16 protein-coding genes, 1 pseudogene and 1 riboswitch are annotated in these 22053 nt (G+C 73.7%); of the genes and pseudogenes, 10 read left to right on the top strand and 7 right to left on the bottom strand.

Annotation, left to right across the window (positions count from 1 at the left end; genetic code table 11):
- Positions 1-649, bottom strand: a pseudogene (locus V7E45_RS24000) (hypothetical protein); the annotation flags it as partial.
- 388 nt (positions 650-1037) lie between these two features.
- Between V7E45_RS24000 and V7E45_RS24005 the strand changes: the two are divergent.
- Positions 1038-3557, top strand: coding sequence for a SpoIIE family protein phosphatase (locus tag V7E45_RS24005; RefSeq protein WP_333776261.1), 2520 nt, complete (start codon positions 1038-1040; stop codon positions 3555-3557).
- Positions 3558-3640: 83 nt separating this feature from the next.
- Positions 3641-6364 carry a SpoIIE family protein phosphatase gene (locus V7E45_RS24010; protein ID WP_333776262.1) on the top strand — a complete coding sequence of 908 codons (2724 nt, stop codon included), beginning with the start codon at positions 3641-3643 and terminating at the stop codon, positions 6362-6364.
- Positions 6365-6562: 198 nt separating this feature from the next.
- On the opposite strand, the gene V7E45_RS24015 is transcribed toward V7E45_RS24010, so the two are convergent.
- On the bottom strand, positions 6563-6796 hold the full coding sequence (locus V7E45_RS24015) for a hypothetical protein (RefSeq protein ID WP_333776263.1): 234 nt from the start codon (positions 6794-6796) through the stop codon (positions 6563-6565).
- A gap of 104 nt (positions 6797-6900) precedes the next feature.
- Positions 6901-8745 (bottom strand): glycoside hydrolase family 15 protein, encoded by a 1845-nt coding sequence (locus V7E45_RS24020; RefSeq protein ID WP_333776264.1) that lies wholly within the window; start codon positions 8743-8745, stop codon positions 6901-6903.
- 220 nt (positions 8746-8965) lie between these two features.
- Between V7E45_RS24020 and V7E45_RS24025 the strand changes: the two genes are divergently transcribed.
- A complete protein-coding gene (locus V7E45_RS24025; protein ID WP_333776265.1) occupies positions 8966-9169 on the top strand; it encodes a hypothetical protein in 204 nt (67 codons plus the stop codon).
- 226 nt (positions 9170-9395) lie between these two features.
- Positions 9396-10802 carry a Si-specific NAD(P)(+) transhydrogenase gene (sthA, locus tag V7E45_RS24030; RefSeq protein ID WP_333776266.1) on the top strand — a complete coding sequence of 469 codons (1407 nt, stop codon included), beginning with the start codon at positions 9396-9398 and terminating at the stop codon, positions 10800-10802.
- A gap of 164 nt (positions 10803-10966) precedes the next feature.
- Here the strand turns inward: sthA and V7E45_RS24035 are convergent, their stop codons facing one another.
- Entirely contained in the window at positions 10967-11455 is a 489-nt protein-coding gene (locus V7E45_RS24035) for a DUF5709 domain-containing protein (protein ID WP_333776267.1), read from the bottom strand.
- Between the two features lie 356 nt (positions 11456-11811).
- Here V7E45_RS24035 and V7E45_RS24040 point away from each other — a divergent pair, with 356 nt between their 5' ends.
- Positions 11812-13281: an APC family permease gene (locus tag V7E45_RS24040; protein WP_333776268.1), complete on the top strand. Its 1470-nt coding sequence runs from the start codon at positions 11812-11814 to the stop codon at positions 13279-13281.
- Between the two features lie 11 nt (positions 13282-13292).
- Positions 13293-14252 (top strand): hypothetical protein, encoded by a 960-nt coding sequence (locus V7E45_RS24045; RefSeq protein WP_333776269.1) that lies wholly within the window; start codon positions 13293-13295, stop codon positions 14250-14252.
- A gap of 31 nt (positions 14253-14283) precedes the next feature.
- On the opposite strand, the gene V7E45_RS24050 is transcribed toward V7E45_RS24045, so the two are convergent.
- From V7E45_RS24050 to efeU, 3 genes are all read right to left on the bottom strand, one after another.
- Complete coding sequence (locus tag V7E45_RS24050) at positions 14284-15474, bottom strand: C40 family peptidase (protein ID WP_333776270.1); 1191 nt, start codon at positions 15472-15474, stop codon at positions 14284-14286.
- An 8-nt stretch (positions 15475-15482) separates the two neighbouring features.
- Positions 15483-15652: riboswitch (cyclic di-AMP (ydaO/yuaA leader) on the bottom strand.
- A 199-nt stretch (positions 15653-15851) separates the two neighbouring features.
- Positions 15852-17123 carry an iron uptake transporter deferrochelatase/peroxidase subunit gene (gene efeB / locus V7E45_RS24055; protein ID WP_333776271.1) on the bottom strand — a complete coding sequence of 424 codons (1272 nt, stop codon included), beginning with the start codon at positions 17121-17123 and terminating at the stop codon, positions 15852-15854.
- A 38-nt stretch (positions 17124-17161) separates the two neighbouring features.
- Positions 17162-19192: an iron uptake transporter permease EfeU gene (gene efeU, locus V7E45_RS24060; RefSeq protein ID WP_333776272.1), complete on the bottom strand. Its 2031-nt coding sequence runs from the start codon at positions 19190-19192 to the stop codon at positions 17162-17164.
- Positions 19193-19400: 208 nt separating this feature from the next.
- Between efeU and V7E45_RS24065 the strand changes: the two genes are divergently transcribed.
- Genes V7E45_RS24065 through V7E45_RS24080 form a run of 4 tightly spaced genes read left to right on the top strand, consistent with a single transcriptional unit; the run spans position 19401 to position 22045 of the window.
- On the top strand, positions 19401-20063 hold the full coding sequence (locus tag V7E45_RS24065; protein ID WP_333776273.1) for a DedA family protein: 663 nt from the start codon (positions 19401-19403) through the stop codon (positions 20061-20063).
- Complete coding sequence (locus V7E45_RS24070; protein WP_333776274.1) at positions 20060-20662, top strand: phosphatase PAP2 family protein; 603 nt, start codon at positions 20060-20062, stop codon at positions 20660-20662. Before V7E45_RS24065 ends, V7E45_RS24070 begins: the two co-directional genes overlap by 4 nt.
- Positions 20659-21420 (top strand): phosphatase PAP2 family protein, encoded by a 762-nt coding sequence (locus V7E45_RS24075; RefSeq protein ID WP_333776275.1) that lies wholly within the window; start codon positions 20659-20661, stop codon positions 21418-21420. The genes V7E45_RS24070 and V7E45_RS24075 overlap by 4 nt, the downstream gene beginning before the upstream one ends.
- Entirely contained in the window at positions 21374-22045 is a 672-nt protein-coding gene (locus tag V7E45_RS24080) for a response regulator transcription factor (protein ID WP_333776276.1), read from the top strand. Before V7E45_RS24075 ends, V7E45_RS24080 begins: the two co-directional genes overlap by 47 nt.
- The last annotated feature ends 8 nt before the right edge of the window (positions 22046-22053 follow it).

Raw genomic sequence — 22053 nt, forward strand, 5'->3', positions numbered from 1 at the left:
GGGCGGGGGCGGGCGGTGGTTCGACGGGCTCCGCGACGGCCTCCTCGGGCGGCGCCGGCAGCGCCGCGAAGACCGGTGGCGCCCCGTCGGCGGCCAGGCGGGCGATCAGCTCGGCGAGTTCCTCGACCGGACGGTTGACGGCGACGGCCTCGACCGCGGCGCGCACACAGTGCGGCTCCGCGCGAGTGCGGTGCAGCAGTTCCATCAGCCGGGTGACCTCGTCCAGCGGACGGCACTCGGCGGCGGCGCGGATCACGACGTCCGCGCTCCGGGAGTCCCGGGGCGGCCGGGTGAGGATGTCGACCAGCCGGGAGACGTCCTCCACGGGCCGGTCCACCCCGGCGGCGCGCAGCGCGTCCGCCGTGGTCCGGGCGTGTTCGGGCGAGCGTTCCAGCAGGGTGATCAGCCTGGCGACATCCTCAAGGGGACGGTCGGCCACCGCCATGTGGACCAGGCCCTGCAGCGGATCGCCGTGGCGTCCGTCCGGGTCCGGCGCCCCGGCGCCCGGCACCTCGGTGCCGGTCGGCGGTGGGGGCGGTTCGGGTCGGGTCCCGGGATCGGACGAGGAGGGGCCGGTTTCGGCCACGGACAGTACGGGCGGTATGACGCCGTGGTGGTCGGGTCGGGAGGGCGGAGTGGGCGTGGTCATCTCGGCTCCAGGAGGGGATGCGGCCGCACCAGCGCCCCCGGGTGCGGCGCGCGGCAGTACGGACTTCATTACTAGGAGTGCGCGGAGGCTCCCGCCACCTGGCTGCGGCGAAGGTGTGAGGCCCTGGGGTGGGAACACCGGGCGGCGGGGGACCCAGAAGGGGACCCCGCGGTGTGGTCGCCGTTCGCGCGGATGCGGCCGGCGCCGGTCCCGCTCGCCCCTGCGGGACCGTCAGGCCCGTGCGGGTCCGCTCGCCCGTGCGGGACCGCCCGTCGGTCGGTGCGGAAGCCGGTGTCCGGGGTCTTCACCCGCCCGGGTGCGTTCTGCCACTCTGGTGGCGCATTCTTGCTGTGTCAGCCACCCGGCGTTGCGGGACGAGGTAGGGCCCATGGCTGGGAGCGGAGACCCGGGGGGCCGGACGCGGGCCCGCCTAGCCGCGCTGCTGGTCGACGCCTCGACCGGCGCCCTGAGCGCGGCCGGGGGACGTGTCGCGGGCGTGTACCTGCGCTCCCGCACCCCGAGGCTGCTGCGCCTCGCGGTGCTCGCCGGGCTGCCGGGCCCGCTGTTCCGGCCCTGGTGGCGGCTGCACGTGGGCCGGCCCTTCCCGGTGGCCGACGCCTACCGGCTCGGCGTCCAGGTCGTGCTACCGAACGCCACGGAGACGGTGCGCCGCTACCCGCAGTTCGCGGCCGGGCTGCCCTTCCCGTTCGGGTCGATGCACGTGCCCGTGCCGGGCGGCCTCGAACCCCTGGGTGTCCTCACGGTGCTGCGCCCCGCCACCTCCGACACCGTGGACGAACTGCTCGACCCGGAACTGCTCGCGCGGCTCGCCGAGGGTCTTGGCGCCGAGCTGCTCGGGCTCGCCGACGGAGACGAGACGACGGTCGCCTGGGACGGGGAACCGCTGTGCGTGCGGCCGCCCGCGGTGGGGCCGGCGGAGGCCCGCGTGGGCCGGTTCACCTGGGACCCGGCGACCTCGGCGGTGCGCGCGGACGACCGGCTGCACGCGCTGCTGGGACTGCGGCCCGGGGAGTTCGCGGGCACCGCCCCGGCGCTCGCGGACGCCCTGTCCCCGGCCGAAGCCCACCGGATCGTGGCGGTGCTGCGCGAGACCGCCGACGGGAAGCCGCCGGCCTCGCCGCTGCGCCTGCGGTCCGGGGACGGCGCTCCCCTGCTGCTCGACGTGTGCCCGGGCGCGGCCGGCGACGAGACGGCCCCCGTCTCCGGGGTCGTCCTCGACCCCGGTCCGGCCGCGTCGGCGGACGGCGCGGCCGACCTGCTGCCGCAGGGGGTGTTCTGCCTGGACCGGCTCGGCCTGATCGTGTACGTCAACGAGGCCGCGGCCCGGATGGCGGGCGTCGAGCGGTCCCGGCTGCTGGGCCGGCCGCTGTGGGAGGCGATGCCGTGGCTGACCGGGCCGCCGTACGACGACCATCTGCGCGGTGTACTGCTGTCCCATGAGCCGGCGCACGTCCATGTCCGGCGGCCGCACGCGGAGGGGGCCGGGCCCGGGGAGGGCGACTGGCTCGCGCTGTCCGTGCACCCCGGCGCGGACATCCTCACCTGCACGCTCGTACCGGCCGGCCGGATGGACGCGCCCGGGGAGGCCGCACCCGACGGCCCGGCCGTGGCCGCGCTGCACCTCCCCGAGGGCGCGGGCGCCGGGGAACCGCCGCTGACGCCGCTGTACCGGCCGATCGCGCTCGCCATCGCGCTGACGGACGCGGTGACCGCCCGTCAGGTGTCGGCGGTCGTGACGCAGGAGCTGCTGCCCGCGTTCGGTGGCCGCCGCCTGGCGATCTACCTGCTCCAGGAGCGGCACCTGTACCTGGCCTGGGAGACGGGCTTCCCGCAGGACTTCCTCTCCCCCTTCGAGGGCGTCGGCCTGCACGCGCGCCTGCCCGGGGTGGAGACCCTGACCAGCGGGCGGCCGCTGTTCTTCGAGTCGATGCGGCAGCTCGCCGCGACCTACCCGGGCATTCCGCTGGACGCCGAGGAGGGCGCCCGCGCCTTCCTGCCGCTGATCGCCTCCGGCCGGCCGGTCGGCTCCTGCATCCTCGGCTTCGACCGGTCGCGCGGCTTCAGCACGGAGGAGCGTACGGTCCTCACCGCGCTCGCCGGGCTGATCGCGCACGCCATGGAGCGGGCGCAGCGCTACGACAGCGAGGCCGCGCTCGCCCGCGGTCTGCAGCAGGCCCTGCTGCCCCGGCGGCTGTCGGCGCACCCGGGGGTGGAGACGGCGGGCCGCTACCTGCCGGGCACCCAGGGCCTGGACGTGGGCGGGGACTGGTACGACGTCGTCGAGGCGGGCGACGGGCTGGCCCTGGTCATCGGCGACGTGCAGGGGCACGGGGTGCAGGCGGCGGCCACCATGGGCCAGCTGCGCAGCGCCGTGCGGGCCTTCGCGCTCGGCGACCGGCCGCCCGACGAGGTGCTGAGCGGTACCAACCGCCTGCTCATCGACCTGGATCCGGGACAGTTCGCGAGCTGCTGCTACCTGCGCCTCGACCCGGCCACCGGGCGGGCCCTGGTGGCCCGGGCCGGACATCCGCCACCGCTGCTGCGCTGCCCGGACGGGCACACCCGGGTGCTGGAGATACCGGGCGGTGTCGTCCTGGGGGTGGACCTGCGCGCCCAGTACCCGGTGACGGAGCTGCTGCTGGAACCGGACGCGATCCTCGCCCTCTACACCGACGGCCTGGTGGAGCGGCCCGGCGCCGACATCGACGAGGGCATCACCGCGCTCGCGCAGGCGCTGGCGAAGGCCGGGGCGGTCGCCGGGCGCCGGGGCGGGCGGTCGCTCGCCGGGGTCGCGGACCGGCTCACCGCGGGCGCCCGGGACGCCGCCGACCGCCCCGACGACGTGGCCCTGCTGCTCGCCACCCGCCGCCGCGCGCCCGTCCGATGACCTGGGAACGCCGCCGGGACCGGGGACCGTCATCGCGTGCGACGGTCTCGCCTGACGGGGCCGGGCAGTGTAGACATGGGCTCATGGTCCGACTGCCCGGCCGGCCCGAGACGAGGCCGCACCGTCCTCTCGGGCCCCCGCGCGCACCGCTGAGCCCGCGGCCGGAGAGCAGGGCGGGCGACGACGGCCGGCGCGGGGTGGTGCGGCGCAGCCTGGCCGGGCAGGTCTTCCTGCTCCAGGTGGTGATCGTGCTGCTGCTCGTGGTGTCGGCCCTGGTCGCGCAGGTCCTCCAGGTGCGGCACGACATCAACCGGGAGGCCCGCAACCGCTCGGTCGCGGTCGCCCAGGCGTTCGCCAACGCGCCGGGCACGGCGGCCGCGCTGCGCGCCCCCGACCCGACGGCGATCCTGCAGCCCAAGGCCGAGGCCGCCCGCAAGGCGACCGGTGTGGACTTCATCGTCGTGATGAACACCCAGGGCATCCGCTACACGCACCCCAAGCCGGACCGCATCGGCAAGAAGTTCGTCGGGACGATCGGGCCGGCCCTGGCCGGTGGCACGGTGGTGGAGGAGGTCAACGGCACGATCGGTCCGCTCGTCCAGGCGGTGGTGCCGGTGAAGGACGCGAGCGGCACGGTGGTGGGCCTGGTGTCCACCGGCATCACCACCAAGCACGTGGGCGGGGCGGCCGACCGCCAGCTCCCGCTGCTGCTCGCGGCGGCCGCGGCGGCGCTCGTGCTGGCCACCGGCGGCACGGCCCTGGTCAGCAGACGGCTGCTGCGCCAGACGCACGGCCTCGGGCCGTCCGAGATGACCCGGATGTACGAGCACCACGACGCGGTGCTGCACGCCGTCCGGGAGGGTGTGCTCATCGTCGGCGGCGACGGCCGGCTGCTGCTCGCCAACGACGAGGCGCACCGGCTGCTCGACCTGCCCGAGGACGCCGAGCAGCGGCATGTCCGGGAGCTGGGGCTCGACGAGGAGACGGCCGAGCTGCTCGACTCGGGGCGGGTCGCCACGGACGAGGTGCACCTGGTCAAGGACCGGCTGCTGGCCGTCAACCAGCGCCCCACCGACCTGCGCGGTGGTCCGCCCGGCAGCGTCACGACGCTGCGCGACTCCACGGAACTGCGCGCCCTGTCGGGCCGTGCGGAGGTGGCGCGCGAGCGGCTGAACATGCTGTACGACGCCGGTGTGGGCATCGGCACCAGCCTGGACGTGACCCGGACGGCGGGCGAGCTGGCCCAGCTGGCCGTGCCCAGGTTCGCCGACTTCGCCACCGTGGACCTGTTCGACGCGGTGCTGAACGGCGAGGAGCCCAAGCCGGGGACCGCGCTGCGGCGGGCGGCGTGCAGCGGCATACGTGAGGACGCTCCGCTGTATCCGGTGGGCGAGCGCATCCGGTTCGTGGCGACCTCACCGCAGGCCCGGAGCCTGATCACCGGGCAGTCGGTGGTGGAGCCGGTGCTGCGCGAGGCGCCGGGCTGGCGCGCGCAGGACCTGGAGCGCACCGGCCGGGTGGTGGCCTACGGCATCCACTCGCTGATCACCGTGCCGCTGCGGGCGGGCAACCTGGTCCTCGGTCTTGCCAACTTCTGGCGTTCGCAGAAGCCGCAGCCGTTCGACGCGGAGGAGCTGGAGCTCGCCGAGGAGCTGGTCGCGCGGGCCGCCGTGTCGATCGACAACGCCCGCCGCTACACGCGTGAGCACAGCCTGGCGGTGACCCTGCAGCGCAGTCTGCTGCCGCGTACCCTGCCCGAGCAGGGCGCCCTGGAGATCGCCTACCGCTATCTGCCGGCGCAGGCGGGGGTGGGCGGCGACTGGTTCGACGTGCTGCCGCTGTCGGGTCTCCGGGTGGCCCTCGTGGTGGGGGACGTGGTGGGGCACGGGCTGCACGCGGCGGCGACCATGGGACGGCTGCGTACGGCGGTGCACAACTTCTCCTCGCTCGATCTGCCGCCGGACGAACTGCTCGGGCTGCTGGACGAGTTGGTGGGCCGGATCGACCAGGACGAGACCCCGTCCGACGGTGCGGCCGCGGTCACCGGGGCGACCTGCCTGTACGCGGTGTACGACCCCGTCTCGCGGCACTGCACGGTCGCCCGTGCCGGTCATCCGCCGCCCGCGCTGGTGCGGCCGGACGGCACGGTGGAGTTCCCGGAGGTGCCCGCCGGTCCCCCGCTCGGCCTGGGCGGGCTGCCGTTCGAGACGGCCGATCTGGAGCTGGCGGAGGGCAGCCGGCTGGTGCTCTACACCGACGGTCTGGTGGAGGACCGGGACCGGGACATCGACGACGGGCTCGCGCTGCTGAGCGAGGCTCTCGGCCGGGTGCCCGGCGCCTCTCCCGAGGAGACCTGCCGGGCCGTGCTCGACGTGCTGCCGGACCGGCCCAGCGACGATGTGGCGCTGCTCGTGGCCCGTACCCGCGTCCTGGGCCCGGACCGGGTCGCCGAGTGGCAGGTGCCGCCGGACCCCGCGGCCGTCTCCGGGATCCGGGCCTCGGTCGTCCGGCAGCTCACGGACTGGGGGCTGGAGGAGCTGTCGTTCACCACCGAGCTGGTCCTGAGCGAGCTGGTCACCAACGCGATGCGGCACGGGCGGGCGCCGATCGGGGTACGACTGCTGCGCGACCGGACGCTGATCTGCGAGGTCTCCGACCGCAGCACGACCTCGCCGCATCTGCGCTACGCGGCGAGCACCGACGAGGGCGGCCGGGGCCTGTTTCTGGTGGCGCAGCTCGCGGACCGCTGGGGCACCCGGTACACGCCGAACGGCAAGGTCATCTGGGCGGAGCAGGCGCTGCCCTGAGCGTTCCGGGCGCACCTTCTCCCCAGCTACCGGTACGGCGCCCTTCCTCCGGCGACCGGCGCGGCGAGGGCCCGGCGGACCGCCGTGGGGTGGCCTCCGCACGAACCATGGCCGTCAGGACGCATGGCTCGGCGGCGGCCCCACCCGCCGGGGGTACGCCGGGCCCGTGCCGGGTTCCCGGTCGCAGGACCGGGAAGGTCAGCCGCTCAGCCGCTCACGCAGCAGGTGCTTCCCCATCTCGGCGCCCTTGCGGCTGTCGGACTGCGCCTTGTGGAAGAGGTCCACGAGCTCGGTGTCATGCTCGCGTTCGGCGTCCTGGATGTACGTCTCCAGGCGCAGGGCGTTGTCCAGGCACGCCTCGACGTACCAGATCAGGTCGTAGTTCTTGTCGCGCGTGCCGGTGACGTCACCGGTCTCGCTGGTGCTGGTCATACGGAGTCTCTCCCTTCCGTCGAACCCTGTGTCGTACGGCCTTCGGAAACCCCCGGGTACCCATGCCACACATGGACACACAGGATGAAAACACCCCGAACTGGTCAGCCGAGGGCCCGGTCGAGGTTGAAGGCGGCGCTGATGAGGGACAGGTGGGTGAACGCCTGCGGGAAGTTGCCCTGCTGCTCGCCGGTGCGCCCGATCTCCTCGGCGTACAGGCCGAGGTGGTTGGCGTAGGTGAGCATCTTCTCGAAGGCGAGCCGGGCCTCGTCGAGCCGGCCGGCCCGGACCAGCGCCTCGACGTACCAGAAGGAGCAGATGGAGAAGGTCCCCTCGTCGCCGCGCAGCCCGTCGGGGCTGGCCTGCGGGTCGTACCGGTAGACGAGCGAGTCGGAGACCAGGTCCTCGGTCAGGGCGTCGAGGGTGGACAGCCACTTGGGGTCGGTCGGCGCGATGAACTTGGCGAGCGGCATCATCAGCACGGAGGCGTCGAGCACGTCGGCGCCCTCGTGCTGGACGAAGGCCCCACGGCGCTCCGACCACCCGCGTCGCATGATCCGCCGGTAGATCTCGTCGCGGCTCCCCTGCCAGCGGGGCAGGTCGGCGGGCAGGCCGCGCCGGTTGGCCAGGCGGATGGCCCGTTCGATCGCCACCCAGCACATCAGCCGTGAGTACAGGAAGTTCCGGCGGCCGCCCCGGGTCTCCCACACGCCCTCGTCGGGCTGGTCCCAGTGGTCGCAGACCCAGTCGACGAGGTGGCAGACGTCGTCCCACTGGCCGCTCGGGATGGGCTCGGCCCACTTGTCGTAGAGGTAGACGGAGTCGATCAGGGCGCCGTAGATGTCCAGCTGGAGCTGGTCGGCTGCGGCGTTCCCGACGCGGACCGGGGCGGAGCCGAGGTGGCCCTCCAGATGGGGCAGTTCGCGTTCGGGCAGCTCGGTGCGCCCGTCGATGCCGTACATGATCTGCAGCGGGCCCGAGCCGTCCCCGCAGCCGGGGGTGATGTGCGTGGTGACGAACCGCATGAACTCCTGGGCCTCGCTGCTGAAGCCGAGCCTGAGCAGCGCGTAGACGGCGAAGGCGGCGTCACGGACCCATACGTAGCGGTAGTCCCAGTTGCGCTCGCCGCCGAGCTGCTCGGGCAGGCTTGTGGTCGGCGCGGCGACGATCGCGCCGGTCGGGGCGTAGGTGAGCAGCTTCAGGGTGAGGGCCGAGCGGTGCACCATCTCGCGCCAGCGGCCCCGGTAGCGGGACTGGTGCAGCCAGCGGCGCCAGTAGGCGACGGTCGCGTTGAACTCGTGTTCCGCCTCGGCGCGGGCGCAGCCGCGGGGTGCCACGGCGGCGCCGAGCTGGTCGAGCGCGAAGACCGCCGTCTCGCCCTCGCTCAGCTTGAAGTCGGCGCACGCGTCCCGGTCGCCGCACTCCACGGTGACGGTGGAGGTGAGGGCCAGGGACCGCTGCGCGGACTCGAACACGAGCAGGCCGTCCAGGGAGCGCAGGGTGTGCGGGTCGGCGCCGTAGTTGAAGCGGGGTGCGATCAGGGCCCGGAAGGGCACGGTGCCGCGCACGCACACCACGCGCCGGATCAGCCGGTGCCGGCCGTTGCCGGGGCCGTCGACGCCGTCCCCGGTGACCGGCATGAAGTCCTGCACCTCCCCCACGCCCTCCTCGGTGAAGAAGCGGGTGATCAGCACGTTGGTGTCCGGGAAGTAGAACTGCTTGGTGCGCGCGGGGACGGCGGCGGCCAGCTCGAAGCGGCCGCCGCGTTCGGCGTCCAGGATCGCCGCGAAGACACTGGGGTCGTCGAACGACGGGCAGCAGTACCAGTCGATCGTGCCGTCGGTGCCGACCAGGGCGACACTGCGCAGGTCGCCGATCAGGCCGTGCTCGGCGATCGGCAGGTAGCGGGGCCTTCGGGAGGAGTCCTGCTGGAAGGGCGTGTCGGCCATCGGTCCGGCCTCCCCGGTGGGGTGGTGCTGCCGTTCTCCCGCTTTCGGGCGGATTTCCAGCTTACGGGGGAGTGCATCGTCGCGCGGTGGGAAGGCGCCCTGCACCCGCCGCCGCGGACCCTTCGACATGCAGGGTGCGCGCAGGCGGTGAATGGTGAGAGGGTGCCCCGTTCGGCGGCACCGGCACGGATGCGGTCATCCGGACCGAGGAGGAGGCATCATGTCGACATCCACACCCGAAGGGTCCCGGTCGTCCGACGACCACTGCACCCCGGACGCCCTGCTCCACTCCGCTCCCCGGGATCTCACCCCGGAGGATCTGGTGATGGCGACGGGCAGGGACGTCACCCCGGCGAACCTCGACTGGGCGCGCCGCAAGATGGAGGCCGAGGGTCAGGCGGCCATCGAGAAGCTGCTGCCCTAGGGCGTTCCGGGAAGCATCAGGGACACCGGCGGTCAGGCGCCGGGCAGGGGCGTGCGCACCGGTCGCGCCGGGCACGCCCGCCCGGCGCTGACGTCCGCCCGGAAGTCGGCGCCTGCCCGGATGTCACGTCTGGCGGGCCGTCTCGTCAACGGCCGCATCACCGGGATCCGGGTAGCGGTGTCGCGGGACTTCCGCGTGGCCCCGGGCGGCTGCCAGACTCCGGAGGATGCCCGACTTCGACATGCTCGTCATCGGATCCGGACCCGGCGGGCAGAAGGCCGCCATCGCCGCGGCCAAGCTCGGCCGCCGGGTCGCCGTCGTCGACCGCCCCGACATGCTCGGCGGGGTCTCCCTGCACACCGGCACCATCCCCTCCAAGACCCTGCGCGAGGCCGTGCTGTACCTGACCGGCCTCACCCAGCGAGACCTGTACGGGCAGAGCTACCGGCTCAAGGAGGACATCACCGTCGCCGACCTGACCGCGCGCACCCGGCACGTGGTCGGCCGCGAGGTGGACGTCGTCCGCAGCCAGCTGGCCCGCAACCAGGTGGCCGTGTACGCGGGCACGGGCCGGTTCACCGATCCGCACACCGTCGCGCTGCGCGAGGAGGCCACCGGTCAGGAACGGCTGCTGAGCGCCGAGCACATCGTCATCGCCACCGGCACCCGGCCGGCCAGGCCGGACAGCGTGGAGTTCGACGGGCGGACCATCATGGACTCGGACAACGTGCTCTCGCTGGAGCGGGTGCCGCGGTCCATGGTGATCGTGGGCGCCGGGGTGATCGGCATGGAGTACGCCTCGATGTTCGCCGCGCTCGGCAGCAAGGTGACGGTCGTGGAGAAACGGCCCGGGATGCTGGACCTGTGCGACGTCGAGATCGTGGAGTCGCTCAAGTACCACCTGCGGGACCTGGCCGTCACCTTCCGGTTCGGGGAGACCGTCGCGGCCGTCGAACGCCACGCCCGGGGCACGCTCACGGTGCTGGAGAGCGGCAAGAAGATACCCGCCGACACGGTGATGTACTCGGCGGGCCGGCAGGGCCTGACGGCGGGTCTCGACCTGGCCGAGGCGGGTCTGACGGCCGACGCCCGCGGCCGGATCCGGGTGGACGAGCATTACCGCACCGAGGTGCCGCACATCTACGCCGTCGGGGACGTCATCGGCTTCCCGGCCCTCGCGGCGACCTCCATGGAGCAGGGCCGGGCGGCCGCCTACCACGCGTGCGGGGAACCGGCCGGGCGGATGCACCAGCTCCAGCCGATCGGCATCTACACCATCCCGGAGATCAGTTTCGTCGGCCGGACCGAGGATCAACTCACCGAGGACAGCGTGCCGTTCGAGGTGGGCGTCGCCCGCTACCGGGAGCTGGCCCGGGGCCAGATCATCGGTGACTCGCACGGCATGCTCAAGCTGCTGGTCTCCCCTCGCGACCGGACCCTGCTGGGCGTGCACTGCTTCGGGTCGGGCGCCACCGAGCTGATCCACATCGGCCAGTCGGTGATGGGCTGCGGCGGCACCGTGGACTATCTCGTCGACGCGGTGTTCAACTACCCGACGCTGGCGGAGTCGTACAAGGTGGCGGCCCTGGACGCGACGAACCGGCTGCGCCAGCTGGACCACATGGGCGACTGACGAGCCGGTCCGTTCCGCGCCTCGCGGGCCGGCCGGAGGTGGGCGCCCGGGGGGGGGGGGGGGGGGGGGGGGGGGGGGGGGGGGGGGGGGGGGGGGGGGNCCCCCCCCCCCCCCCCCCCCCCCCCCCCCCCCCCCCCCCCCCCCCCCCCCCCCCCCCCCCCCACCTAGAGGGTCCCGGGCTCCGGCTCCTCGATGACGTGCACGGCCGCCTCCTCGGCTCCCGCCGCTCCCCCGTCGATCCCGACGTCGGCGGCGACCTCCTCCTTGGTCCGGTCGGTGTGCGCCCCTTCGTCGGGGGCGACCAGGCGGCCCGCGCGTTCCGCGCCCGCCTGCGGGTCGACCGGTTCGCCGGTGCCGCCCGGCAGGTCGCCGATCCCGTCGCCGGGCGGTGCCGCCACGTCCGGCACCTCCTGGCCGAGCCGCTCGTCCAGCGTCTCGCCCTCGCGCTGTTCGGCGGCGGTCGTGCCGTGCTTGGTGACGCCGAGGGGGCGCTCCGGCGGGGAGTAGCCCTCGTCGAGGATGTCGTCGTAGCCGCGCTCGTCGACCGCGTCCTGGAGGTCCAGGGGCCCCGCGTCCTCCTGTTCCTCGTTGGTTCCGGTGGGCTGATAGGCGTCGTCCGCCATCGGTGACTGCTCGCCCTGCTGGTCGCTCATCGTCGCCTCCTTCTCGGCGCGCGCTCGGTCCCGGACCGCGTTTCCCGTGCGCCGCGTCTCTAACCCGCCGGCATCCGGGCAGGAACCCGTCGGCATCCGAACTGGTCAGCACCGATTACCGGTTGGTCATCTTGAAAGGTCAACGGGTGCCGCTATCATCACACCCACACACCGTGACCGTTCGCCGACGCTCGGCAGCACGGTTCCCACCACCCCCGCGCCCCACCGCTTCCGCGCCCGGCCGGCTCGGCCGTCCCGAGGCCATCCCTCCTCCGGGCCGAGGCGGCCACACCCCCCACCTGTACGCGACGGGCCGGCCGCCCGTGCGCCGTGCACGACCGGAAAGCGGCACGACCATGAGCGACAACAGGGGCAGAGGACTGCAGGCCAACGTCCTCGGCACCTTCGACACCGTGGTGATGGCGGTCGCCGGCAGCGCGCCGGCGTACTCGATCGCCGCGACCACCGCCGTCCTCTTCGGCACGGTGGGGCCGGCCGGCCCGGCCGCCCTGCTGTACTGCGCGATACCCATGCTGGGCATCGCCCTGGCGTTCAGCCGCCTCAGCCGGATCGACGTGAACGCGGGCGCCAGCTACTCGTGGGTGGGCCGCACCCTTCACCCGTTCCTGGGCTTCGTCAGCGGCTGGGCGCTGGTGATCTCGGCGACCATCTTCATGGTGGCCGGCTCGCTGCCGGCCGGGTCGATGACGCTCGCCCTGTTCGACGACCGCCTCGCGGACGACACGGCCCTGTCCACGGTGGTCGGCTCCCTGTGGTTCCTCGTGATGCTGGGCGTGGTGCTCGGCGGCGCACGACTCACCGTCCGCGCCCAGTTGCTGATGTCCGGTGTGGAGCTGGGCATCCTGGCGCTGTTCGCGGTGCTCGCCCTCCTCCACACGCACGACGCCCGCGCCTTCGACTGGTCCTGGCTGGGCTTCTCCCACTTCGACGGCCTGAGCGGGTTCGCGTCGGGCGCGCTGCTCGCCACCTTCTACTACTGGGGCTGGGACGTCACCAGCAACCTCAGCGAGGAGACCCGTGACAGCCGTCGTACGACGGGGCTCGCCGGGCTGGTCGGTGTCGGCGTCGTCTTCGTGCTCTTCGAGGTGTTCACGATCGCGGTGAACGTGGTCCTGACCTCGCGGCAGATCACGGAGAACGACGCCGACGTGCTCGCGGTGCTGGGTGAGGAGATCTGGCCCGGCTGGGGCGGCAGGCTGCTCGTGGTGTCGGTGATGCTGTCCACCGTCGCCACGCTGGAGACCACGCTGATCCAGGTCACGCGCTCGCTGTTCGCGATGGGCCGGGATCGTACGATGCCGGCCGCGTTGGGCCGGGTGCACCGCACCTGGAACACGCCGTGGGTGGCGATCGTGGTGGTCGGCGCGGTGGCGCTGGCCATGTTCATCGCCTCCAACGCGCTCGGTTCGGTGGGTGAGATCCTCTCGGACGCGATCTCGGCGATCGGTCTGCAGATCGCCGTCTACTACGGCCTGGCCGGCCTCGCCGTGGTCGTCGCCTACCGCAGGACGCTGCTGCGGTCGGTGTCCGGTTTCGTGCTCGACGGGCTGTGGCCGCTGCTCGGCTCGGTGTTCATGTTCTGGATCCTCGTCGAGTCGCTGGGCGAGCTGAGCGGCGCGGCGATCGCGATCGGCATCGGCGGACTGGCCGTGGGGCTGGTCCCGATGCTCTGGTACTGGCGGCGGGGCAGCGGCTACTACCGGCCCGCGAAGCTGGACGCGACGCGCACCGTGGCGGCGGACTACCTGCCCGGCGGCGCGGGGGTGCCGTCCCGCCTGCACGAGGGTCTCCCCACCGACTTCTGAGGGAGACACCCATGGCACGCGACCGTTTCACCCCCGAGTACGACCCCGCCTGCGGGGACGCGCCACTCACCTCCGCCCGGCAGGACATCGTCATCGGCCGCTGGCAGGGCCTCAGGGATCTGCTGTGGGCGACGGGCACCGATTGGACGCTGCGCGGCCACCGGGTCCGGCTGCTGGCGCAGGCCTGCGCGGGCAGTTCGACGGTGGAGTCGTGGCTGGCCGCCGAACCCGGCAGCGGGGACGCGCTGGTGCTGCGCGCGGCCACGGAGACCGCCCGGGCGTTCCACCTGGCCATCACGGCCGGACGGGGGGTGCCGATCGACCGCGACCGCGTCGACGGCGCGGTCCTGGCCTCTCTGCGCGCCACCGACGCCTGCCCCGAGGACCCGACGCCGTGGGTGTCGCTGATCTCGGTCGCCCGGCTGTACCCGAGCGGGGTACGGCGTCGCGAACTGGCCCGCTGGTGGGACGAGTTGCACCGCCGGGACCCGTACAGCACGGAGGGCCACCTCCAGGTGCTGCACTACTACTCGGCCCGCTGGCACGGCACGCACGGCCTGATGTACGACTTCGCCCGGGACGCGGCCGGGGTGGCGCCGCCCGGCTGCCCGCTGCCGGTGCTGGTGCAGTACGCCCGGGTGGAGGAGTACCGCTACGTCCTGGACGGCGCCCACGGGATGCGCGGCGCGGTCGGTGTCGGCCGGCACTGGGACCACGACAGTGCCGTCAACGACGTGCGGCGCACCTGGGAGCGCTGGGTGCGGGTCCGTCCGGACGGCGAGGTGGCCCCCACCGAGCTGCGCGACCTCAACCAGCTGGCGCACGCGGCCTGTCTGGCCGGCACGCCGGACGTCGCGGCGGACGTACTGCGCCTGCTGGGCCGGCGCGCCACCCGGACCCCCTGGTCGTACACGGGCGATCCGACCCGCCAGCTGATCAAGTGGCGGGAGGAGTTGGGGATACGGGGGTGACGGCGGCCGGCCCCGGGCGTCGAAGGGGACCTCAGGCCGGGCGGACCACGCTGTGGATGATCGACGCGCCGCCGTAGTAGATGGACTCCTCACGGACGTAGGCACCCGGCTTGGGGGCGTGGATCATCATGCCGTTGCCGATGTAGATGCCGACGTGGCTGATGTCGTCGTAGAAGAAGACGAGGTCGCCGGGCTGGGCGTCGGTCAGGGACACCGTGGTGCCGGCGTCGACCTGGTCGTAGGTGGTGCGCGGCAGGGTGACGCCCGCGGCCTTCCAGGCGGCCGAGGTGAGTCCGGAGCAGTCGTACGAGCCGGGCCCGGTCGCGCCCCAGACGTAGGGCTTGCCGATCTGTGCGCGGGCGAAGTCGAGCGCCTTGGCGGCCTTGGCCGCGTACGTGCTGTCCGAGGTGGAGGTGCCCGAGCCGGAGGAGGAGCCCGAGGACGTGCCGGAACCGGAGTCCGACGACGAGCCCGAGGACGTGCTGGGGCCCTGCTGCTTCGCCGCCTGCGCGGCCGCGGCCTGCTTCCTGGCGAGTTCCGCCGCCTTGCGCGCGGCCTCCTGCCGCTTCTGCCGCTCGATCGCCGCGAGGCGTTCCTTCTCCTGCGCCGTGAGCGTGGACAGCAGCTTGCGTGCGGCGGACAGCTTCTCCTGGACGGTGGACTTGGCCGTCTTCAGGTCGTTCTGCGACCGGGTGAGCGACTTGAGGCTCGTGACGGCCTTGCGGCGCGTCTTCAGGGTGGCGGCCTGCGCGGTGACGTAGTCGTCCACCATGCCCTTCTGGCGCGAGGTCAGCCGGTTCATCAGCTGCGTCCGGTCGAAGTAGTCCTGCGGGGAGTCCGCGAGCAGGAAGGTCGCGGTGCCGGGGGTGACGGCCCCGGTCCGGTACTGGGCCGCGGCGAACGAACCCAGTTCCTCGCGTGCCGTGTTGAGGGTGGCCGTGCGCTTGGCCACGTCGTCGAGCAGGGTGTCGACGCGTTTGCGTTCCTCGGCGGTCCGCTCCTTGGCCGCGTCGTACTTCCCGGTCGCGGACTCGGCCTGGCGGTACAGGTCGTCGACCTTCTTCTGCACCTCCTCCACGCTCGGCCTGCCGTCGGCGGAGGGGGTGGCCTCGGCGGTCTGGGACAGCAGCGCCACGGAGGTGAGGGCGGCTGTGGCGAGGACGGGGGTGCGTATGCCGGACACCCGGGTGCCCGTGGGGCGGGACTTGCGGTGCGACGCCAATGCAGGCGACTCCTTCCGTGTTCCGCCTACCGGGTTAGCTGTCGGGTTCGGGCGGGTGGTTCGGAAGGGTTGCCCTACGGCCCGCTCCCGCGAAGGGAGCCGGGCCGATTCACCCCGAGGTCGGTGGGTCCCCGGCTCCGGTCGCCCGCGGGCGCGCCGGACTCGGCGGAGGCCGCGCGGCCCGGCGACGTTCGCCGGTGGTGGTCGCACGACCTGGCCGGAACGCTAGCCAAGTCGTGGGGCCGCTGTGAAGGTTGGTGGGTGATATGCCCGATACATTTTCGTGACCTTCGCTCAGCTCCGCCGTGGCGCGCGGCCCGTCTGCCGTGATGTGGCGGGACTTGGCGGGAAGTGTCCCGAATTCCCTCGTCGGGCGGTCAGGCGGACAGCAGGCCCCTGCCGAGCCAGTCCTTCGCGTCCCGCACCCCGGGCAGGGCGAAGAAGTAGCCACCGCCCGTCGGCGAGATGTAGTCGACGAGCGGTTCGTCGATCAGCCGGGTCTGCACGGCCTCGAACTGGCGCCTGACGTCCTGCTGGTAGCAGCAGAAGACCAGGCCCATGTCGAGGTTGCCCACCTTGTCCACGCCCCGGTCGTAGTTGTAGCCGCGGCGCAGGATGCGGGAGTCGTCGGTTCCGGCGGTGCGCGGGTTGGCCTTGCGGATGTGCGCGTCCAGCGGAATGGCGGTGCCGTGCGGGTCCTTGGCGTAGTCGGGGACGTCGGTCTCCCTGGCGCCGTCGAGCGGTGCGCCGGTGTCCTTGCGGCGGCCGAACATCTTCTCCTGCTCGGTCAGCGACACCCGGTCCCAGAACTCCACGAGCATCCGGATGATCCGCACCACCTGGTAGCTGCCGCCGGTGGCCCAGGCCGGCTCGCCCTGGCCGTCGCCGACCCAGATGAGCCGGTTCGTCTCGCGGGCCGAGCCGACGTCGGGGTTGGCGATGCCGTCCTTGAAACCGAGCAGGTTGCGCTGGGCGCCGGTGGGGCGCGGGGCGTTCTGGAAGCCGTCGACGCGCCACTTGATCTGCATGGCGCCCCGGGTGTGCCGGGCTATGTCACGCAGGGCGTGCAGCACGGTGTCCTGGCTGCCGGCGCACAGTTGCAGGGACAGGTCGCCGTGGCACTCGGCCGGGTCGAGGTCGTCGTTGGGGAAGGTGCGCATCGCGGTGAGCCGGGCGGGCCTGGCCCCGGCGAGCCCGTAGCGGTCGTCGAAGAGGGAGGCGCCGACGCCTACGGTGACGGTCAGGGAGTCCGCGGGGACCTCGGGGCCGAGGATGCCGTTGTCGGAGGGCGGCGCGCCGACGCCGAGGTCGGTGGGGGTGCCGCCGGAGGTGAGGAAGCGGGCCCGCTCGGTGATGGTCCGCAGCAGGTCGGTGAGGCCCTTGCGGTCGTCGGCGATGACGTCGAGGGAGACGAAGGTCGCGGCGGCCGGGGCCGGGGTGACGATGCCGGCCTGGTGGACGCCGTGGAAGGGCACCTTCGCCGCGCCGTCCGTGGCCGCGCCGGCGGCCCGGGCGGTGCCGCCGCTCTCGCCGAGCGCGAAGCCGCCGCCGGCCAGCGCCGCGCCCGCGGCCGACGCCCCCAGCGCGGTCCGCACGAAGGAGCGGCGGGCGGGGCCGGCGGGGCAGGCCGGCGTCTCGGCAGTGGACATCGAAGGGGTTCCTTCCGTTCGCGGGTGCTCGGTGCTCATCAGGCGGACTTGCGGATCTCCAGGAGATCCGGGATCGGGGCGAGGTCTTCCAGCAGCTGTCCGGTGGCGCCGTCGACGCGCTGCCGGCCGGCCGGGCCGAGCCGGTCGACGGGGGTCCAGTGGGCGCCGTCGTGGGCTGCGTCCAGGAGCTTCTGCAGCCGGGCGATGTCCGCGTCGACCGTCGGCAGCAGCCGGGGGGCGCGGCTGGTGAGCAGTGGCCGCAGGACGGTGAGCAGCTCGCGGGTGCCGGCGAGGTTGGCGTCGGCGGTGGCGAGGGTGGTGCCGCTGCCCTGGTCGGTGTCGCCGGTCAGCTCGAACTGGAGGGTGTTCTCCAGGATCTCGTGGGCGCGCAGCGGCAGGTCGCCCGGGTCGAACTCCTGGCCCGGGAAGGCCCTGCGCAGGCCCTCGGCCGCGTCGGCGAGCTGCCGGGCGGGGGCCCGCAGGTCCTTCGCGGACTCGCCGTGCCACAGGCCGTGCTCGACGCGCAGGAAGCCGGTGAAGTCCTTGTCGCGTACGCCGTTCGCGAGACCGTCGGGCCGCCCGTCGATCTTCCGGTCGAAGTCCTCGAAGGTGCCGTAGGCGGCGCCCAGGGAGGCGTAGGTGCGGTGGGCGGTGAGCCAGTCGGTGCGGGCCCTGCCGAGGTGGCCGGCCTCGATGTCGTGGTCCAGGGTGCGGGTCTGGCCGACGAGGGTGGTCAGGCCCTGCTCGACGTGGGCGCGGTACGCCTTCAGGGGCGCGGCGAGGTCGTGCTCCGAGACGGGGACGACCGGCCTGGCCGCTCCCCCGCCGCTGACGCGCAGCGCCTTGGAGGTGACGGCGGTGCCGCCGGTGGGGACGCAGCGCCAGGCGTAGCTTCCACCCGCGACGGTGGCGACCAGGTCGCGGGTGGTGCCGGGGGCCAGTCCCTCGATCTCGCCGTAGACGGCGCTGGTCGACGGGTCGATCAGGTAGACCTCGGAGGTCTTGGTGCCGGTGTTGCGCATCCGGAAGGTCTGCCGGCCGGGCTCGGGGGCGGTGAAGCCCTGGCCGCACTCGGTTGCGGAGACGGCGACGGTCTGGTCGCCGGCGGGCTTGGGGCGGCCGAGGGCGACCGCGAGTCCGGCGAGCAGGGCGGGCACGGCGACGACGGCGGCCGGGAGCAGCCAGGCGGGCCTGCGTCGGCGCGGGCGGGCCGCCTTCGGCTCCTGTGCGGGCCGCTCGGCGGCCGGCGCGGGCGGGGTGGCGCGCACCCCGCGGACGAACAGGGTCAGCACGGTGACGAGGTAGGCGGCGTAGGCCGCCACCTGGAGCCAGGTCATGGTCGGGGTCAGGTTGAGCACGCCCTGGACCAGCGTGCTGTACCAGGACCCGGCGTCCACGCTGCCGGCCAGGTCGACCGCGTAGGCGGACTTGCCGGGCAGGACGCCGCCCTCTTGGAGGTCGCGCAGGCCGTAACCGAGCACGCCGGCCGCGATGACGATGAGGACGGCGCCGGTGGCGGTGAAGAACCTGGTCAGGTTGATCTTCAGGACGCGGCGGTACAGGCCCCAGCAGAGGGCGGCCGAGAGCACGAGGCCGGCGGCGGCGCCGGTGAGCGGGCCGGCCGACTCACCGGCGGCCCGTGCGGTGGTCCACAGGAACAGGGCCGTCTCCAGGCCCTCCCGGCCCACGGCGAGGAACGACGTGAGGACGAGCATGCCGGAGCCCATGGCGAGGGCGCCGGTGATCTTCTCCTTCAACTCGCCGGAGAGGTTGCGGGCCGAGCGGCGCATCCAGAAGACCATGGCGGTGACGAACGCGACGGCGATCACGCCGAGCGTGCCCGCGAACGCCTCCTGGGCGGTCTGCGACAGGGAGGCGGCGGTGAAGGTGAGGACCGCGCCGAAGCTCATGGCCACGGCGACGGCGGCCAGGACGCCCGTCCAGACCTGGGGCAGCCGCGCACGGGCACCAGCCCTGACCAGGGTGGCGATGAGGATGGAGACGATGAGTCCGCCTTCGAGTCCCTCCCTCAGTCCGATCAGGAAGCTCGGAAACGCGTCGTCCCACATGCTCTGCGGCCCTCCCACTTAGTGAGGCATGCCTTACCTTCGCGGACCATGATGACTACAGACGTGTAGTCGGCCGGTCATGAAGTGGCAATGGGGTGGCAAAGCCCGGGAACGATACGGGGCTGTCGTTCGTCATCACCCCAGCGGACCGTCTACAAATGTGTAGTCAGAAGCTAGTCCGAGGAAGCCGAAGGAAGGGCGTGCGGCGATGGCCACTCCCTCAGACCTGTCGTCGCAGCTCGCGGTCAACGTGCTCGACGCCCACTCCCTGCTGGCCGCCTTCGGCGTGTTCGGCGTGGCCGTGGTGATGTTCGCCGAGACGGGGCTGCTGATCGGCTTCTTCCTGCCCGGCGACTCCCTGCTGTTCACGGCGGGCCTGCTGTGCACGGGCAGCTCCGGCCACGGGGTGCATCTGTCGCTCGGGCCGCTGCTCGTCGCCTCGGCCGCGGGCGCCCTCGCCGGCGCGCAGTGCGGGTACCTGCTGGGCCGGAAGGCGGGCGGGACGCTGCTCGCGCGCAGCCGGTCGGCCCGGCTGCGCGAGGGCGCGCAGCGCGCCGAGGAACTGCTGGAGCGGTACGGCCACGCGAAGGCGATCGTGCTGGCCCGCTTCGTGCCGGTGGTGCGGACGGTGCTGAACCCGATGGCGGGCGCGCTCGGCGTGCCGGTGCGCACGTTCACGCTCTGGCAGGTGGTGGGCGGACTCGTGTGGAGCCTCGGCCTGACCCTCGCCGGATACGCGCTGGGCTCCTCGATCCCGAACGTCGACAAGTACCTGCTGCCGGTGATCGCGCTGATCGTGCTGCTGTCGCTCATTCCGCTCGCCGCCGAGGTGCTGCGCTCCCGCCGGGCCGCGAAGGCGGCCCGTGGATGATCATGGCACTCTCCGGCTGGTCGATCGACGGATCGCTCTACCGGCATGTGGTGGACCTCGCCCGCCGCTCCCCCGGCGCCCTGGACGCCGTCGTCACGGCGTGGTCGGCCTACGGGCTCGCGGTGTTCGCGGTGCTCATGGTGATCGGCTGGTGGCGGGCCCGCCGGGCCGGCGCCCGGGCGGCCATGACGGCGCTGACCGTGCCGGTGGCCGTGCTGGTGGCCTTCGGCGCGGACGCCGGGCTGAAGGCCCTGGTGCAGGAGGGCCGCCCCTGTCACGGCCTGCCCTTCCGCACGCTGGAGACCTGCCCGGGGGCCGGTGACTGGTCCTTCCCCAGCAACCACACCGCGATCGCCGTCGCCGCCACGGTCGCCCTCTTCTTCGTCTCCCGCCGACTGGGGGCGGTGGCCGCGGTGTGCGCCGTGGCCATGGCGGTCTCCCGGGTCTGGATCGGCGTCCACTATCCGCACGACGTCCTGGCCGGCGCGATCGTCGGCGGGCTGGTGTCCTTCCTGCTGATGAGCGTGCTCCGGAACCGGCCCCGTGACCTGGCGGACCGGCTGGCGGCCGGCAGGCTGCGTCCGCTGCTGGTGTCATGAACCGCAAGGTGGCCGCGGAGCTGGCGGGCAGCGTCGCCCTGGGCGCCTGGGCGGCGTTCGCGGTGCTGGCACTGGTCGTCACCGGCCGGCACGGCGTCCCGCTGGGCCCGGACCGCTCGCTGCTGGCCTGGTCCGTCGGCCACCGGTCCCCGATGACGGTGGCCCTGGCCCGCGGGCTGACCGCCACCGGCACCGGCGTGATCCCGTACGCGCTGATCGTCCTGGCCGGGCTGCTCGTGGGCGGCACGCGCCGGCAGCGGCTGACGGCCGCGCTGCTCGGCGTCCTGTGCCTGGTCACCGGCCAGGCCCTGCGCTACGGCGTCATGGAGCTGGTCGGGCGGCCCCGTCCGCCCCACCAGTTCTGGCAGACGCACGCCTCGGGCTGGGCGTTCCCGTCCGGCCACACCACCACCTCGGCGCTGACCGCCGGGCTGGTGATCGTCGCACTGTGCCTGCGGGCGCGGCGCGGCCGGGTCCCGGTCGTGCTGTGCCTGGTGGTGGCCGGCTGGGCGGCCGGGGTCGGGCTGAGCCGGGTCTACCTCGGCGTCCACTGGCTCACGGACGTGGTCGGCGGCTGGCTGTTCGCCGTCGGCTGGCTCGGCGTCTGGTTGTGCGCGGCGGCCTGGTGGCTGCCCTCGGGCCTGATCACCGGCTCCGGCGAGCCTGTCCCCCCACCTCCGAGCGATCCGGCCGATGCGCCGCTGGAGAGACATGCGTCCCAAGATCCTGGTCGTCGAGGACGATCACGCCCTGCGTGACGTCCTGCGGCGCGGACTGCACGACGAGGACTTCGACACGGTGACCGCGCCCGACGGCGCCACGGCCCTGCGGCTCGCGGCACCCGACGTGGCCGCCGCGGTGCTGGACGTCGGGCTGCCCGACGCGGACGGCCGGGACGTGTGCCAGGCGATGCGCGCGAACGGCTTCCTCGGCCCGGTCGTCTTCCTCACCGCACGCCGCGGTCTCACCGACCGGCTGTCGGGCTTCTCGGCGGGCGGCGACGACTACCTGCCCAAGCCGTTCCACCTCGCCGAGCTGGCCGCCCGGCTGCGGGCCGCGCTCCGCCGGGCCGCGCCCGCGCCGCCGACCGCAGGCGCGCACGCGGGTGGGCTCCTCCTGGACGCCGTCCGGCACAGCGTCACGGTGAACGGGGACCGGATCGCCCTGACGCCGACCGAGTTCCGGCTGCTGGCGGCGCTCGCCGCGGCGGGCGGCGACCTGGTGCGGCGCCGCGAACTGGTCCGGGCGGGTTGGCCGGAGGGTGCCCACGTCAGCGAGAACACGCTGGACCAGTACCTGACCCGGTTGCGGCGCAAGCTGCGCGCGGCGGGCGCCGGGCAGACCATCGGCACCGCCCGGGGCATCGGCCACCGGCTGTCCTGACCTCCCGC

The sequence above is a fragment of the Streptomyces sp. IBSBF 3136 genome (assembly GCF_036815105.1).
GTDB lineage: Bacteria > Actinomycetota > Actinomycetes > Streptomycetales > Streptomycetaceae > Streptomyces.

What these genes read in the sequence shown, in the direction of transcription:
- V7E45_RS24020 (WP_333776264.1), bottom strand. Translation starts at nt 8,745, where the DNA reads ATGGCCGACACGCCCTTCCAGCAGGACTCCTCCCGAAGGCCCCGCTAC.
- V7E45_RS24040 (WP_333776268.1), top strand. Translation starts at nt 11,812, where the DNA reads ATGAGCGACAACAGGGGCAGAGGACTGCAGGCCAACGTCCTCGGCACC.
- V7E45_RS24010 (WP_333776262.1), top strand. Translation starts at nt 3,641, where the DNA reads ATGGTCCGACTGCCCGGCCGGCCCGAGACGAGGCCGCACCGTCCTCTC.
- V7E45_RS24080 (WP_333776276.1), top strand. Translation starts at nt 21,374, where the DNA reads ATGCGTCCCAAGATCCTGGTCGTCGAGGACGATCACGCCCTGCGTGAC.
- V7E45_RS24065 (WP_333776273.1), top strand. Translation starts at nt 19,401, where the DNA reads ATGGCCACTCCCTCAGACCTGTCGTCGCAGCTCGCGGTCAACGTGCTC.
- sthA (WP_333776266.1), top strand. Translation starts at nt 9,396, where the DNA reads ATGCCCGACTTCGACATGCTCGTCATCGGATCCGGACCCGGCGGGCAG.
- V7E45_RS24045 (WP_333776269.1), top strand. Translation starts at nt 13,293, where the DNA reads ATGGCACGCGACCGTTTCACCCCCGAGTACGACCCCGCCTGCGGGGAC.
- V7E45_RS24070 (WP_333776274.1), top strand. Translation starts at nt 20,060, where the DNA reads ATGATCATGGCACTCTCCGGCTGGTCGATCGACGGATCGCTCTACCGG.
- V7E45_RS24075 (WP_333776275.1), top strand. Translation starts at nt 20,659, where the DNA reads ATGAACCGCAAGGTGGCCGCGGAGCTGGCGGGCAGCGTCGCCCTGGGC.
- V7E45_RS24035 (WP_333776267.1), bottom strand. Translation starts at nt 11,455, where the DNA reads ATGAGCGACCAGCAGGGCGAGCAGTCACCGATGGCGGACGACGCCTAT.
- V7E45_RS24025 (WP_333776265.1), top strand. Translation starts at nt 8,966, where the DNA reads ATGTCGACATCCACACCCGAAGGGTCCCGGTCGTCCGACGACCACTGC.
- V7E45_RS24015 (WP_333776263.1), bottom strand. Translation starts at nt 6,796, where the DNA reads ATGACCAGCACCAGCGAGACCGGTGACGTCACCGGCACGCGCGACAAG.
- efeU (WP_333776272.1), bottom strand. Translation starts at nt 19,192, where the DNA reads ATGTGGGACGACGCGTTTCCGAGCTTCCTGATCGGACTGAGGGAGGGA.
- efeB (WP_333776271.1), bottom strand. Translation starts at nt 17,123, where the DNA reads ATGTCCACTGCCGAGACGCCGGCCTGCCCCGCCGGCCCCGCCCGCCGC.
- V7E45_RS24005 (WP_333776261.1), top strand. Translation starts at nt 1,038, where the DNA reads ATGGCTGGGAGCGGAGACCCGGGGGGCCGGACGCGGGCCCGCCTAGCC.